The organism is Nostoc sp., assembly GCF_036917415.1.
Lineage (GTDB): Bacteria > Cyanobacteriota > Cyanobacteriia > Cyanobacteriales > Nostocaceae > Nostoc.
On record NZ_JBALDJ010000089.1, the window covers coordinates 1 to 15,398 of the forward strand.

Genomic DNA, 15,398 nt, shown 5'->3' on the forward strand with positions numbered 1-15,398 from the left:
GGACAGTCGCTTTGTTTGTTCGTATCGCATTGGTGAAGCCAATCCATCTCAAAACCCTCTACCTTACCATAAAATAATTCTGCAAGAGGTCTATTGGCGTAATTAATACTGCGTATCAAGGCTTGGACGGCAGTAGGTGTAGCATTATAGTTGAGGTTGATTACTAAATCTTGGATGCCAATACCACCAGTGTAATTACCAATCAAATTAGTATTGTAAAAAACATTTGTGCCAAAGTATTCAATTTTATTTGTCGGGCTGTTTTGAATAGCAAAACGGTCATCAGGAGTTCCGCCATTGCTCAAGCGAACAGTCAATTTACCTGAATCGAAGTTTGGCGAATCAAAGTCTGTGACAGTTGCATTCGGGTCGATGAAGATAGCAGGTGCATTTTCAAAGTAAGTGGGGTTTGTGCTGGGTAAAGTGACTGTAGGCGCTTGATTCCCAACATTTAAAGTTACTGTTGCAATATTAGAATCTGCGATCGCATCATTAGCTTTATAGCTGAAGGTATCAATGCCTTGAAAGCCAGCATTAGGAGTGTAAGTAAAAGAGCCGTCAGAATTAAAAATAAGGCTACCGTTGTTTGGCCCAGACACTAAAGTTGCTTTCAGTGGCGTGTTTTCAATATCTGAGTCATTGGTTAATACACCAGCAACTAAATTGTTAGGGGTAGCGCGGTATTGAATGCGGCCTTTGAAACTTTTGCTGGCAGGGTCGCCATCACCGTATTCTTGGAAGGTGGCATCAAAATTGAGAATTTCGTCGCCAGAGCCGTAGGTGATTTGGTTGACTGTAAACTGACCTGTGAGACTGTTATAGCCTCGTCCATTACCACTGATATCTAAACCAGGCTGATTAGAGGCTTGGAATGGGAAACGTGCTGCACCTGTGTATGTAGTGCCTGCTGTCAGTGGAGCATTAAATGGAGCTGCAAATGAAAGATCCCACGAATCGGTAATACCAGAGAAACTAATTCGGATAGCATTATTCTTACTAGAATTTGTGGGGTAGGCACGGACAGCGCTAATCTTATTTGGGGTGGGACTATAGCTATAGTAATCACTCTGACCGATATAGTTACCGCGATCGCTATCTAAAGTCAGCGATGTAATCGCAGCAGCAGTCTGTAATTGTGTGTTTGCAGCTACAAAATAAGTATCATTTTTAACTATTGGTGGCTGATTAGTGCCAATAGCCGCACTGCTAACCTTGATATCATCAACCCCAATCCACTCATCCTCTCCATTCGCATCAGTAGTAATAAAGCGAACTTGGACTTTTGCCTGATTGGTAACTTCGGGTGGCAATAAAACAATTAGGCGTGCTTCCCGTGACTCATAAGACGCTAAACTTGAGGCATTATTAGAAGCATCGGGTACAAAAGCTGTTGGCAGATTGATGAAATCTCCTGTATTTCCAATGCGGTATTGTACAGCAACGGATTGAATGGCATCGCGTGTTGAGGTATCTATGTCACGTAGCGTGAAGCTAAGTAGAAGATTCTGCCGTCCAGTAGCATCTAAATAAATAACTAAATTCGGCGCTGTAGCAGTTGATGAACCTCTGAGGGCAATAGTTGGATTGCTCAATGCAAATTCCGTAATCCCGCTATTTGTGTAGGTATTTGGATTACTTTGATTAGCATTGACATTAACAGGAGTTGCAGATCCATCAGCTAGTACTGTTTGTGGGTTGGTACCCATGCTACTAACTAAACCATCACCTCGAAAACCCCTAATATTGGGTAAATTACTCCAATCATCATCCGTATTAATCAAATTAGTATTTGACCAGTCTTGGAGAAAGTCGCTTGTTGCTAGTTTGTAATAAGTTACATAGGGAGTAGAAACATTACTAAAGGGTGCCTCGTAACGTGTTACAAAAAAGTTACCATTGTCACTTCCCGAAACTACAATTTTGCCGTCAGACTGAACGGCAACCTCAGTGTCTTGAAAATAACTACTGCCAACGGGGGTTATGACTTTACCGCCATTGCCAAAGCTGGTATCTAAGCTGCCATTGGAGTTGTAGACGGCTAAAGCAAAGTCACGGCGATCGCTTCCGTTTTGAGCAAACCCAGAAACTACAATTTTGCCATTCTGCAAAATGGCCAAGCTTTGACCAACATCATTACTGCTGCCTAAATCTGTAACAACCTTACCGCTATTACCAAAATTAGCGTCCAGAGTCCCATCAGAGTTATACCGCACTAGAGCAAAATCTCCATTGGCACCAATGTCCCCAGTAGATCCCGCCACGACAATTTTGCCATCAGATTGAAGAGCAACACTATTTCCAAAGTCATCTCTGCCAGGAAAGTCTGTGATTACTTTACCGTTACTGCCAAAATTACTATCTAAACTGCCATTGGAGTTGTAACGTGCCAAGATAAAGTTATTGTTGCCATTAACCATGACACCCCCAGTCACTACAATCTTACCGTCTGGCTGAATCACGATACTTGCAATAAAGTCTTGGCCGTTGCTCATGGGAGTAATCACCCTACCCCCGTTACCAAAGCTAGTATCCAGACTACCGTCTGAGTTGTAACGTATCAGGGCAAAGTCATTCGGGTCAACAGATCCCCCCAGAACAATTTTGCTATCTGCCTGGACAGCAATGCTTGTCATCCATTCGCTTTTACCCTCAAAGTCTGTAACAACTTTTCCACCATTACCAAAGGTGCTATCTAAGCTGCCATTAGAGTTGTAGCGTGCAAGGGCAACATCAGTTTGATTGCCATTGTAGGTAATTCCGGCGATTAAAATCTTGCCATCTGATTGAATGGTAACGGTGTAAGCTCTATCGCTTTGGTTAGCAAAATCTGCGATCGCCTTGCCACTATTCCCAAAGCTGCTATCCAGGCTACCATCTGGATTATAACGAGTCACCGCAAAATTACCATTGCTGTTGTAGGTTTCTCCTACTACTACAATCTTCCCATCCGCTTGAATGGCAACATCATAAGCTGTGTCACTACCACCAATATCTGTAATGACTTTACCACCAATGCCAAAGGTAGTATCCAGGTTTCCAGGAGCAAGTATTCCCGTATAAGTAGAAAGAGTCTCTTGTGGAAATGCCAAAGCTATAGGATGTGGGATGGGAAAATTTTTGCCGACTTGAACCTGTAAATTCCAATCTCCTCCCAACGCCGCATTACCTGTTGGTGTAGTAGAAGCAGCAATATTTGCTTTTGTCAATTGGTGCAACTTCTGTAAAAATTCCTCTCCTGCATCTCCAACTGCGACGTTACAGGCGTAGAGTATTAGAGATGGAGAGAACCAAGTTTGTAGCTCTTGGGTATAGCATTCTAAACTGCTAAGACTGAGTTGGGTATTACCCAGGTAGAGGCAACCGGGAGAACCATGAGAAACAATGTGGACACTTTCAACTCTAGGGCGTTGTAAAAGTGTTTGAGTAATTTGCTTTACCCCATCTTGGCTCGATTCAAGAACTATTACCTCAATTTCTGATATAACATTTTTCAGCAATATTTCATAGTTATTAACGGAGGAGTCAAGGAAAAGGATGCCTGTATTCTGAATATTCATGTTCTTGGAGTTATCTGCTAAGGTTTAGATATCTAATTGTTTGTGAAACTCTTGGATAAGAGAAAATAGATTGAATGATTTCAGGACAAAGCATAATTCATCAATCATTTATTGAAAATTCAACTTTATTTTTCATTATTAAGAAATTTCAAACAGAAAAATTATTCTTCTTTAGCTATTTTGCTGATTGCAGATATTAATTACATCGATAGATTTTCTGAAATATTATTAAGAAGCTATAAAGCCTCAAAAAAGAATTAGTAATAATTAGTAATAATTACTACTTTAAGAAGAAAGGAGTCAGGAGTCAGGAGTCAGACTTCAGCATGAATTCTGCACGTCTGGCGGATAAGTCTAATGGAATATCTGACAAGCAAAGCTCTCTCGACAACTCGTCGCAATCACACGCCCGCAGTTTGGACTGCTATGCCAACGTTAACGGTTGTGACGAAGTTGATCGGAGCGATCGCTATTAGCCCAAGTTGCTAGTTATCAAATTTTAGATTTTTTTGCATCTGTCAATTCATGCGATCGCCATCACAAGTTGACGGTTGCGCTACACGTAACCGTCAACTTTGACTAAATACAAAAATCTAAGTACTGAATTATTTAGCGTCGAATATTTAACTTATCTCAGAAATGTTTGTTGTAGGGTAAATGAAAAAATAAATGCTTCAATCTTCAGTAAAAACCCTAGCCAAGTACAAACATGAATAAATTTTGGAAAAACACCAGTAATTACCACTGAATACGGTTTCAATATCATGTCGAGTAGATTGTTTAATATATTGATTCCAGGGTTGATCTTGACGCAAGGAATTGTTCTTACGCATTACTTTTAAGAATATTTGACTACTTTCTTCTAGATCATTATCAACGGTATAATCAGTATAGGCTGAATCAACATATACTTCGCTACCAGGTTGGCGCTTCGGAGGCAAGGCATTGAGCGCACGTACATCTGAAGCGCTATCTGCACAGCTTGGGGATTAGGTAGTAAGATGAGTTTAGTTGCTACCTAAATCCCCGATTTCAGCAACAAGCTAGTTAAGACTGCGGATTTTGCCGAAGTCCCAACAAGTTTCCGTCAATATCTTTAAAGACAGACAATTGAACTCCGTGACCGACATCTGTAATTGGCCCAACTTCAACTCCTTTTTCAATAAGGCTTTGACGAGCAGCAACTATATCCTTTACAACAAAGGTGCTAACAGTACTACCTGCTTCAACTGAGTTACTTAAGTTCAGTCCAATTGCAAAGCGCTCAATATCAGGGATACTAAACTGTCTCCAGCTAGGCGTGTCATATTTTGATTCAAGAACTAAACCGAGTTTGTTCTTGTACCACTCGACACTAGCTTCGAGATCAGTAACGTCTACTTTACTAACAAAACTATATTCACCAAAGGTGTTTTTCAATGTCATAATCTACTGTCCTAATCCAAAACTTTTACAATATAGCTATTATTACCCTTTTTCGCGACAAAAAACTGTAAACCTATCGTTAAACAGTAGTTTAATATTTAGAGACAGATCCTGAAAATTCATCCCAAATCAATTCTTCTTGTTTTAGTTCAGCAATTCTCATTTTTCAACATTTGTACTGAGAGTTAAGTCTTTTAATAAACCAAAAAAATATAATGTTTACGCATATCAATGCTAACTTCACGCGGATAGATGAGATAGTTCCTAATATATATAAGCTTTCTATCTCTAATAATAAAAAGTTCGTTTTCAGTCAATTCCTTATCCTTGATGAGCGCCCGATGCTTATTCATACAGGTCGCTCAAATTGGTTTGAGCAAACTTATGAACTTGTTTCGTCTGTCTGCGATGCTTCAAAACTTCATTACATTGGTTTATGTCACCTTGAGGCTGATGAGTGCGGAGCGCTTAATCAATGGCTGGAAGCAGCGCCGCAAGCAGAAACAATTGTGAGTCCTCTGAATCAATCGAACATGGATGACTTTGCACTGCGACCAACAACGGCTCTTAAGAATAACTTTGCTCTTTCCTTGGGTCAAAAAGATATCATACTGATTGAAACTCCTCATTTCCCTCATGGATGGGAGGGTTGTATATTCTATCAGCCGCAAGAGGAGATCCTTTTTTGTTCCGATCTTGCGGCTCATCCTGGTCAGTTCGAGGAACCTGTTACTGAAAAGGATCTTACAGAATCTATCATTAACTTTCAGCAAAAAGTCGGGTTTATGTCTGAAGGAAAAAGCTTCACTCGAGGGATTGAGGCAATAGAGAATCTACCCATTAAGTACCTTGCAACAATGCATGGTTCTATTATTCATGGGGAGTCCATCTCGAAGCTTCTTTCAAAAATGAAGCAAACCTTTGGGTCTTAAGTTGATAGAATACAACCAATGCCTAACCTCAACCTCATTTCCGAATTTATTTGCTTTGGTGGCAAACTCGGCTTTTACAGTCATCCCTCCTCAACCTGTAACGGTGAAATGCGCTTTAGTATTTATCAACCACCACAAGCAACTCAAAAACCTGCGCCGATTCTCTATTTCCTATCTGGTTTGAGTTGCACGGAAGAGAATTTTATGGTTAAGGCGGGAGGAGTGCAGCGCTTTGCGGCTGAGTACGGTTTAATATTGGTTGCACCAGATACTAGTCCGCGTAATACTGGCATTGCAGGTGAGGATGACGACTGGGATTTTGGCACAGGTGCAGGCTTTTATGTTGATGCTACAGAAGAACCTTGGCGTAAAAACTACCAAATGTATAGTTATATTGTTGAGGAATTACCTGCTTTAATTAACGCAAATTTCCCCACCCAACCTGATAAACAAGGTATTTTCGGTCATTCAATGGGGGGACACGGGGCGCTTGTCTGTGCAATCAGAAACCCAGAACTCTATAAATCAGTATCAGCCTTTGCACCTCTAGCTGCACCTATGCGTTGTCCTTGGGGTCAAAAAGCTTTCAGTGGTTATCTTGGCAGCAATCAAGAAAGTTGGCGTGCTTATGATTCTAGTGAATTAGTCAAACAACGAAGATATCACAGTTCAATTCTCATTGACCAAGGGACTGCTGATAAATTTTTAGCTGAGGAATTATTACCAAAGGTGTTTGAGCAAGCTTGTGCAGATGTTAATCAGCCGCTAAACTTACGTTACCAACAAGGCTACGATCACAGTTATTATTTTATCGCCACTTTTATTGAAGATCATATCCGCCACCATGCCAGCGCTTTAGCTTAAAACGTAAGTGATTAGTGACCTTATTAACTCTAAAGATTTACCTGCTTTGACTGCGGTGGCTTTTTAGCTTCGTCGAATTCACCTTAAAATAATAGATAAACCGCGTCCACGTTGAAAACTGTAGTTCTGTATGAACAGAAAAACCCTCATCCCCCAGCCCCTTCTCCCAATATTGGGAGAAGGGGAGCCGGAAAGAAGTCCCTCTCCCAAGTAGGGAGAGGGATTTAGGGTGAGGGCAAAAACTACGGTTCTCAACATAGACAAGGTTTATAGGCATAAAACTGAACAAGGAATATCATAAGGACTACTGTAGGGGAAAATAAAGTAGCCACTCTCTCTCGTCATGTTGATTACTCTTGTTTACTGTTGAAAATGGGGGAGCGATCGCTCTTTTTCACTTAGTAGAGTCTGGAGTTTAAACTAAAAGCGATCGCTGATTGATTTGGGTGTGGGTAGACGGGGAAAAGTGGAAATAAGTTGTGAACGAATAAGTCGCAAAAGCTGTCGTGTTCCTGGCTTCGGACGACAGCAGTTATATTACCGACATTGAATTGTTCGTTGATGGCGGTGTGGCACAAATCTAATCGCTTTTGGTCAGGGCAACTGACAATGCTAGTCTGCACTCAGCCACAGACAGAAGCCTACTACCGAATTTTAGGCAATTCGAGTTACTTGCTGATTCACACGGGGACGACCAAAGCGCTCCCAAGCACTCCCTCCTCGCAAAAATAGCTCTAGGAAGCGCAATGGTTCTCCTGAATCGCCTCTTGACCAACCGGAACTACCAGGAGCAAAGGCCAAAGTTCCTTCAGATACTTTGAAACTACCATCAGAATACACTGCATCGCTGACCACATCTCCAATCCGGATCACGATCTTGGTTTGAGGCTCCAAATTAAGTGTATGGGCCCCGATAGTTGTTTTGATGTTGCCGTAGCCATCAATCCAGGCAATTCGATCTGGTGGAACATCTGGGATTTGCTCACTCTTAAGGCTATCTCCTAGAAAGCTAAAATCTTCATTCATAATGGCAGCTGCAGCCGGAGGAAATACATCGCGTGAGCGAAACTGCGATCCACCACGAGAAACGTTGATCGCTCGCAACTCCTTTGTATAATCTTTGATAAAGGAGAGGGTGTAGCCCGCATTCACACCCACTACTTTTACACCATTAGATAAAAGGGCATAAGTTAGTCTTTCACCTTCATTGTCTCGACGAGCTTCAGGATCATCCTGACGAGGCGCACAGTTGTGATAAATTAGGCGATCGCTAGGGCCAGGGTTGAGTCCCAGTTGGGCAATCCAGAATCCCGTTGCCAAGGTACTGAATGCTGGAACCGAAAGCAAATGAATTTGGGCATGGGGAAAAGGCATCAGCAGACGTTGTGTGACTTCAATAAATGCCGGATCTCCTGTACCGTAGTCTGCAATGACGCAGATAAACATTCTGCTCCTCCTTTTGATGGGTAGTAATTTGCAATCAACCTAATTCATAATTAGAAATTATGAATTATTCCGTCATTATGTGATTACAGGGTGAAATGAAAAAATGAGTGTTGATTTCACTCTCAATTAATAACGTTAAAGTCTTAATCAATGCAATGAAAACAATCACCTCACTTTTTAGCGAAGAACGCAACCAACTCCAGACAGATATTGATAATACAATCGGCATTGAGCAAATAGTTAAACTGGTTCAAAACCGACTCGATAATCTGGAAAGAATTTATATTGAAAAGCTTAATTTGGCTCAAGTTCGTCTGGCTTCCTTTTTCCTGGATACCTTGCGGCAGTCTATCGGAACTCTTGCAGCAGCTAACTATCTTCAAGCTGCTCCAACAGAGCAAAAACAAATTACTAATCCACAGATAAAGTTTTTTTCCACCAGATTAATCCTGAAACTACTACAGGGACTAGTTTATATAGGCATCTTAGGCTCGTTGTTTTCCTTAACTAAAACTACCCCAGGTGCTTGGATGGCTATCTTATTAACTTCTCTACTTATAGGACTAGAAATTGTACTTCAACTCGAATTAAACAACCAGCAAAATAATTCTATATCTGAAGGGCTATTGGAATTACCTCAACCGATTCTCCGAGTTGATAGCAGAGTATTTCTAGATTGTCTTAGCGATGCTCTCAACACTATCGACCTAGCAGTAGCTAGAGTAGAAGAATCAAATAAACATGAAGGCGACCTAGCAATAGAAGAATTGCCAGAGCTATTAAATTTTCTGCAAAGGCTAATGGGCGCATCAAAACTTGATAAACCCCAAATGGCTCATGAACTGGCGAAACTTCTGCCACAAATTTTAATGTCTCAAGGAATTAACACTCAAATTTACCGACCAAATGACCCGCACAGCGATCGCGAGTATTTTGACTTTGAGCCAAGTATCGATCCCGATACCAAAGATCACGTGACTCTAACTCCGGCTTTATTGAAAGGCGATCGCTTAATTAGGCGCGGTAGGGTAATTGAGCCAGCATATTCCTCTGCTAGAGAATAATAGACAATAAGGGTATGGAAATTTTAGAAACAATCGGTTTTGATTTGGGACACGGTGAAACGGCTGTAGCTAAAGCTATAGTGGAAAGCATCGAACCCCCGCAGATGCTGGAGGTTAATAACAAGAAGAACCAAATTACAGCCCTTGGCTGGCATCCCAAACTCGGTTATCTTGTCGGCGAACAAGCATTAATTCAAGCTGGCGTTACCCAACTGACAATTTCTTTCAAGCAAAAACCCAACAACGATCCCAAATATCGGGAAACAATTAGCACTTTTGTGGCAACCTACTACCGCCTTTTGAAAGAAAGTAAACAAGTTGAAGATAAAGAAGGTAGCTATTTTTACATTGGTTGTCCTTCAGGATGGTCAATTAGCGATCGCACCGAATACCAAAAGCTACTTCAAGAAGCTGGCATTCCCCAACTAAATGTTGTACCCGAATCGCGGGCTGCTTTCATGCAAGCCAAGGAAGCCGGGAAGCTGGAGTATGACAAACTTGTTGGATCGGTGCTAATTGTCGATATTGGTTCTTCAACCACAGATTTTACTTTGGTTAAGAGCTTAGAAGAGATCCCGATAGATTTCGGGAGTAATACTTTGGGAGCATCTTTGATTGACAAGGCTATTTTTGCCCGGACTCTCGCCAACCACGAGCAAAAAACATTACTCGAAAAAGTATTTCAGGAATATCCGCATCACCAAGCTCGTTGTGAGCTTGCTTGTCGCAAAGCTAAAGAAGATTACTTTTCTAATGAACAGCTATACAGCGATCCTGAATCCTTTGCGCGTGGCTTCGAGTCAATCAACGAACAGATTTATTTTATTCCCCAAGTCAATAAATTGCTGATGGAGGAGATATTAAATCAACCCTTACCTGAATTAGAGCATCATAGTTGGATTAAATCATTTCGTGACTCTTTAAAGGAGGCGAAAGAAAAACTGGAAAAACTTGGAATCGTGCCGAAACTTGTGCTGATGACTGGCGGTGCATCTCGGATGAAGTTTACGCACATTCTTTGTCAGGAAATGTTTCCCGAGCCAGAAACGCTGCTTCGCCCCGATCCAGAGCCGGAACGGTGTATTGCAATGGGTTTAGCACGAGTAGGACGATGGGATCTGCGTGCTGCTGCTTTTAAAGAAGAAGTGAACAAACTATTTACCTCGAACAAGCTTAAAGGTTTGATTGAAAGGCATATCCCGGAGTTAATCGAATCACTAACTAAACCTTTGGCGGATGGCTTGATTGTCAACGCAGTTAAACCAGCTTTAAAAGATTGGCAACAAAATAAAATACGGACTTTAGCAGATTTAGAAACAGCTTTGGTCGGTCGGGCAGAACAGTGGCTCAAAAGCGATCGCGCTGTGCAAATAATTAATCATCAATGCGCTTCATGGTTTAGCAATAAAATACAACCCGATTTAGCCGCACAAACCGATCCAATATGTCGAAAGTTTCAGATACCTAGAAGCAGCTTAAGGTTCGAGGATAGTATTGACCCAAATTTTGTTAACCCAGAGTTACAAATTGGAGATGCTATCTTGGCTGAGACAGTAGCATTTATAGTCAATGTAGTAATTGGTGGAGGTGCTGTGGCTAGCATTATCACTCTAATACTAACTGGACATTTAACCTGGCCGATTGCACTAGTATATGGGGCTTCGGTGATGGCGGCAGGAATGGAGCTAAATCGTAAGACTGTTCAAGAAGTAATTAAGACAAATGTAGATGTACCTAGTTGGATTCGTTCTAATTTTTTGAGCGACAAAAAAATTCAGGATATGTGTGAGCAAATAAAGCCTGAGTTAGAGAAAGTTCTTCAAGAACAACTGACAGCAAATCAAGAGGCTTTTGACAAATTAATTGTCAAAGTTGAGCAAGGACTTCAAACAAGCCTTTCTACCAAGGTTCAATCTTGCATAATTCTAATCCAATAGCGGTAGTTAGTGAGCCACAACAATAACATTATTCTAGATTTTCTGCTTACCAGTGAATTCAATATGTAAGCTGCTCAAAAGTCAATGGTTAAAATAATAGTTTTCTTTTTCCTCATTGGGCTGATTATTGCTGGGATTTTACTCAATCCAATTTTAGTAAAAATGCGAAGAAATCGGCTCAAACATCGTCTTTTTCCACCACTTTGGAGTGCCATTGTTGAAAATAATTTTCCCATTTATCCCTGTCTTTCTCCTGATGAAATCAGACGACTTCAGGGACATATTCAAGTGTTCTTAGCAGAAAAGCAATTTATTGGCTGTAGAGGATTACAGGTGACAGAGGAAATGAAACTGACTCTTGCTGCTGTCGCCTGTTTACTTCTATTAAATGAACGTGGGCAGTACTTCCCCAGACTTCGTTCAATTCTGGTGTATCCCAACGCTTATTTTGTTCAGGAAACAACTTCTGTCGGAAAATATGTTGTTGAAGAAAGGCGTGTGGCGAGACTGGGAGAATCATGGACAAATGACCAAGTAGTGCTGTCTTGGGAACAAGTGAAACAAGACATTGATAACTGGAAAGATGGACGTAACGTTGTGCTTCATGAATTTGCCCATCAATTGGATCAAGAAGATGGTAAAGCTGAAGGAGTTCCAATACTGCAACACAACTCAGACTATCCTATTTGGGCTAAAGTGATGACAGAAGCATATCAGCAACTTTGCAATGATGTTCTACAAGGTGCAAAGACGGTAATGGATAGCTATGGCGCAACGAATCCCGCAGAATTTTTCGCCGTAGCGACTGAGACATTCTTTGAGAAACCGCACCAATTGTTATCCGAATATCCGGCACTTTATGAGCAACTGCAACGTTACTATCAATTAGATCCTGTGCAATGGGTGTGAACCAATTAAAGTAAAAATAGGACTTACGCACAGGTAACAGAAAACGAACCACAGAGGACGCAGAGGTCACGGAGAAATGAGAGTTTGAGTGGGTTTTTGCATAAGTCCTAAAAAAGTAAAAAGATAATCTCCATAAATACAGCAAATTTCAAGTTAGTGAGGTACAGTCCTGCTGTAATTTTCAACTAGGAGGTTTTCATCGCTAGAATCTTCAAAGCTACTGCTTCAGGGACGGGCATCACTGATAACCGATTTCCTTGTCTCACCAACATTAACTCTTCGGCGCTAAACTTCTCTTTAAGTATTGATAGCAAAATGGGATTAGAAAAAGTCTCAACAAATTCCACTACAACTGTTTGCCAGCGAGGGGATTCGGAACTTGATTTTGGGTCGTAATATTTACTTTCTAGCTCAAACTGGGTCGGGTCAGCAATATCTTTTTTCACTACACGCATTAACCCAGCAATAACAGGAGGATTAGTGCTGGAGTGATAGAAAAAAGCTAAGTCTCCTTCATCCATTTGGCGCAAAAAGTTACGAGCTTGATAATTGCGAACACCGTCCCAGATAGTCTCTTTCTGCTGTTGAAGGTCAGCAATACTATAGGCTTCTGGTTCTGATTTCATTAGCCAATAATTCATCTACAGAAATTATGTATATACAAAAGTATTTTAATTTTGAGTAGGTAAGTAAGTTCGTAGTAAGGACTTTAGTCCTTATTTTCTAAGCACTAAAGTGTTTACTACAAGCTCTCTTGTACTAGCTTATACATTGTACTAGTGAATATTTGGCTTAACTACGATATGCTATAACTGCATAAAACGGATCTCCTCCAGCTGCACCCAACCACTGTAATAAATTCGGTAATGTTGATTTATTAGCTATAACTTCTGCGGTTGTAAATCCTGGAACTGATGCAAAGTAAGCTTTGACTAATTCGACTCGCTGTGCTTCTGAAGCCTCTCGCCAAGCTTGAATCGCCTTTTCAAAAAACATCCGGTTAGAAAAGCTGATAATTGCAACACCACCGGGTTTTAGGATGCGGTACATTTCGGAAAATACTGCTTCTGGATATTGCACATATTGCACAGATACGCAATTGAGAACAGCATCAAAATCTTCATCTGGTAAAGGTAGCTGGGGATTTTCGTTAAGATTTTGCACAAAGTAATGATTTAAACGGGGATTTCGTGCTAATTCCTCAGCATTGAGTCCGTGTCCTTCCACATGGTCAAACTCCATCTCTTCTGGGAGATGAGACACCCAACTGCTCATCATATCAAAAATACGGGTGTTGGGTTTGAGGCGATCGCGGTATAAATCTGTTAGCTGTTGAATAAATCCTTCATCGACATGGGTAACGAAGCGGGGATAAGCATAGAACAGCTTATCGTCTGTATCGTCTAATTTCAGGCGTTGATTCGGTCTTAACTGCATAAATCTCTGTTTTGGAGTACTTTTTCCGAAAATTGCGGCAATTTTAAGTATTTTTCAAAAAACACTACGTAACATATTTTAATAACAATAGGACACTTAAACGAGTCTAAATAGCAGCATTCAATTTTATCAATTCAATGTTCCATAAACTACACTTCTGGCAGCATATTTGGCGAAAAATCCGCCTGGTAGAATCGTTACCCTATTTAAGTTTGTTCCTTTGGATGCTACCCTTATTATTATTTACTTCTGGGCACAATAGCCTGATGGCACATGATGAAGCCCTTTACGCTTCGCGTGCCCGTCTGATGTTTGATTCTGGTAATTGGATAACTCCTTGGGAAAGGGCACATCATAAAACACCTGGGTCTTATTGGTTAATTGCCAGTTTCTACAAGTTGTTTGGTATCAGTGATACTAGTGCGCGTCTTCCTAGTATGATTGCTAGCATTTTTAGTTTATGGCTGGTGTATGAAATTGGCAAAATTATGCTAGGCAAAAAATTAGCTTGGCTAGCTACTGCTATTTTAAGTGTGGAATTTCTCTGGCTACAATACTCTCGCTTAAGTACGCCTGATGTACCGATGATTTTTTTGGTACTTTTAGCTATTTTTTCTTTAATAAAAACAGAATTACATCCTAAATATCACTATTTTTGGAGTTTTCTAGCTGGTTTAAGTTTAGGTTTAGGCTTCTTAGTCAGAAGCTTTATGATTTTTTTGCCAATCATAGCTTTATTACCTTATTTAATTTGGGAACATCACCGTCATCGTCATCTTACTAACCCAATTTTATATTTAGGCTTTTTCGTAGGTTTGATACCTACCTGCATTTGGCTGTGGTTAAGCTGGTTGCACTACGGAAATCAGAGTTTTGAGGAGTTGCTTAAGTTTGTTGTGCAGCTAGGTTCTGAGGATCGGAATCATAATGGGCTGCTATTCTATGTATGGACTATTCCTTTAAATGCATTTCCTTGGCCTTTTTTCGGACTTTTAGGTTTGTTTTTAATTGTCCGTCGTCCCATTCCTTTTTACCAGTTAATATTAGTTGGTTTTCCACTTGTCTTATTTGTAGAACTGAGTATTTTTAGCACTCGTTTACCTCACTATAGTCTTTGCCTTTATCCGTTTATAGCTTTGTTAGCATCTGTGGGTTTAAGCTGGTTAGGCAATATTTACCAGACAGGAATTCACCCACAATTACTTCTTAAAAAAGGTAAAAAAAATATATTGAACCTTTTTACAAGGAATAATCTTCCTCGAACCCTCAGTTATGGCTTTGGTGGATTCGGTGTTATTCTTGTAATAATAAGTACTGTTATTATTAGTTACGGTGGTTCTGACATCCGCAAGTATGCAACTATTGGCTTGGCTATGGGGTTGGGTTGGTTAATTTTACCTGTGGTGTGGATTAATCGTTACCACTTTGGCAAAAAGTTTCTCACAGCACGTTACTGGATTGCAGGATGGTTAATTCCCTGTTGGCTGACTTTGGCGACGATAGGTAGCATCGGTTTGTTAAGTGACTATAATCCTGTTTTAAGAACTTTTTTACAACAAAGTGCGATCGCTTCAATTATCCAATCTCATCCTATCTACCTTGTGCAAATAGACCAGAAAATCCAGGTACTGCTTAATTTCTATCTTGCTATTCGTCCCCAAGCAGTAGTTTCTATTTCCCAAGTACCAGCTTTGAGCTATGCTTTGATCTATACTGACCAGTCCCCTAAATTATCTCGGACTCACCACGTTCTCGGTACAGTAAAAGAGTACCAGTTGATTCAAGTTCTTCCCTAAGACAGATGCAAAGCAACTATTGCTAAAGAAT

13 protein-coding genes and 1 pseudogene are annotated in these 15,398 nt (G+C 40.6%); 7 read left to right on the plus strand and 7 right to left on the minus strand.

Annotated elements, in window-relative coordinates:
* Positions 1 to 3,557, minus strand: a 3,557-nt coding sequence (locus V7K41_RS19175) for a DUF4347 domain-containing protein (RefSeq protein ID WP_334850673.1), incomplete at its 3' end; no start/stop codon positions are given.
* A 326-nt stretch (positions 3,558 to 3,883) separates the two neighbouring features.
* On the opposite strand from V7K41_RS19175, the gene V7K41_RS19180 reads away from it, so the two are divergent.
* Positions 3,884 to 4,033 carry a hypothetical protein gene (locus V7K41_RS19180; RefSeq protein WP_334850675.1) on the plus strand — a complete coding sequence of 50 codons (150 nt, stop codon included), beginning with the start codon at positions 3,884 to 3,886 and terminating at the stop codon, positions 4,031 to 4,033.
* Between the two features lie 152 nt (positions 4,034 to 4,185).
* Here V7K41_RS19180 and V7K41_RS32940 read toward each other — a convergent pair.
* Both V7K41_RS32940 and V7K41_RS19185 read right to left on the minus strand, forming a co-directional pair.
* Positions 4,186 to 4,528 (minus strand): annotated as a pseudogene (locus V7K41_RS32940) (IS982 family transposase); the annotation flags it as partial.
* A 76-nt stretch (positions 4,529 to 4,604) separates the two neighbouring features.
* Positions 4,605 to 4,982, minus strand: coding sequence for a VOC family protein (locus V7K41_RS19185; protein ID WP_334850676.1), 378 nt, complete (start codon positions 4,980 to 4,982; stop codon positions 4,605 to 4,607).
* A gap of 215 nt (positions 4,983 to 5,197) precedes the next feature.
* On the opposite strand from V7K41_RS19185, the gene V7K41_RS19190 reads away from it, so the two are divergent.
* Entirely contained in the window at positions 5,198 to 5,914 is a 717-nt protein-coding gene (locus tag V7K41_RS19190) for a hypothetical protein (protein WP_334850677.1), read from the plus strand.
* Positions 5,915 to 5,932: 18 nt separating this feature from the next.
* Positions 5,933 to 6,778 (plus strand): S-formylglutathione hydrolase, encoded by an 846-nt coding sequence (fghA, locus tag V7K41_RS19195; protein ID WP_334850679.1) that lies wholly within the window; start codon positions 5,933 to 5,935, stop codon positions 6,776 to 6,778.
* A gap of 398 nt (positions 6,779 to 7,176) precedes the next feature.
* Here the strand turns inward: fghA and V7K41_RS32945 are convergent, their stop codons facing one another.
* Both V7K41_RS32945 and V7K41_RS19205 read right to left on the minus strand, forming a co-directional pair.
* The gene (locus tag V7K41_RS32945; protein WP_442943224.1) at positions 7,177 to 7,401 is read right to left on the minus strand and encodes a hypothetical protein; all 225 of its coding nucleotides are present in this window, start codon (positions 7,399 to 7,401) and stop codon (positions 7,177 to 7,179) included.
* A gap of 31 nt (positions 7,402 to 7,432) precedes the next feature.
* Positions 7,433 to 8,224, minus strand: coding sequence for an SAM hydrolase/SAM-dependent halogenase family protein (locus V7K41_RS19205; protein WP_334850681.1), 792 nt, complete (start codon positions 8,222 to 8,224; stop codon positions 7,433 to 7,435).
* A gap of 155 nt (positions 8,225 to 8,379) precedes the next feature.
* Here V7K41_RS19205 and V7K41_RS19210 point away from each other — a divergent pair, with 155 nt between their 5' ends.
* From V7K41_RS19210 to V7K41_RS19220, 3 genes are all read left to right on the plus strand, one after another.
* The gene (locus V7K41_RS19210) at positions 8,380 to 9,288 is read left to right on the plus strand and encodes a hypothetical protein (protein WP_334850682.1); all 909 of its coding nucleotides are present in this window, start codon (positions 8,380 to 8,382) and stop codon (positions 9,286 to 9,288) included.
* Positions 9,289 to 9,302: 14 nt separating this feature from the next.
* Entirely contained in the window at positions 9,303 to 11,225 is a 1,923-nt protein-coding gene (locus V7K41_RS19215) for an Hsp70 family protein (protein ID WP_334850684.1), read from the plus strand.
* 84 nt (positions 11,226 to 11,309) lie between these two features.
* A complete protein-coding gene (locus V7K41_RS19220) occupies positions 11,310 to 12,134 on the plus strand; it encodes a zinc-dependent peptidase (RefSeq protein ID WP_334850686.1) in 825 nt (274 codons plus the stop codon).
* 185 nt (positions 12,135 to 12,319) lie between these two features.
* Here the strand turns inward: V7K41_RS19220 and V7K41_RS19225 are convergent, their stop codons facing one another.
* Both V7K41_RS19225 and V7K41_RS19230 read right to left on the minus strand, forming a co-directional pair.
* Positions 12,320 to 12,775 carry an EVE domain-containing protein gene (locus tag V7K41_RS19225; protein ID WP_334850688.1) on the minus strand — a complete coding sequence of 152 codons (456 nt, stop codon included), beginning with the start codon at positions 12,773 to 12,775 and terminating at the stop codon, positions 12,320 to 12,322.
* 151 nt (positions 12,776 to 12,926) lie between these two features.
* Complete coding sequence (locus tag V7K41_RS19230) at positions 12,927 to 13,571, minus strand: class I SAM-dependent methyltransferase (RefSeq protein WP_334850690.1); 645 nt, start codon at positions 13,569 to 13,571, stop codon at positions 12,927 to 12,929.
* Between the two features lie 137 nt (positions 13,572 to 13,708).
* On the opposite strand from V7K41_RS19230, the gene V7K41_RS19235 reads away from it, so the two are divergent.
* Positions 13,709 to 15,367, plus strand: coding sequence for an ArnT family glycosyltransferase (locus V7K41_RS19235; protein ID WP_334850692.1), 1,659 nt, complete (start codon positions 13,709 to 13,711; stop codon positions 15,365 to 15,367).
* The last annotated feature ends 31 nt before the right edge of the window (positions 15,368 to 15,398 follow it).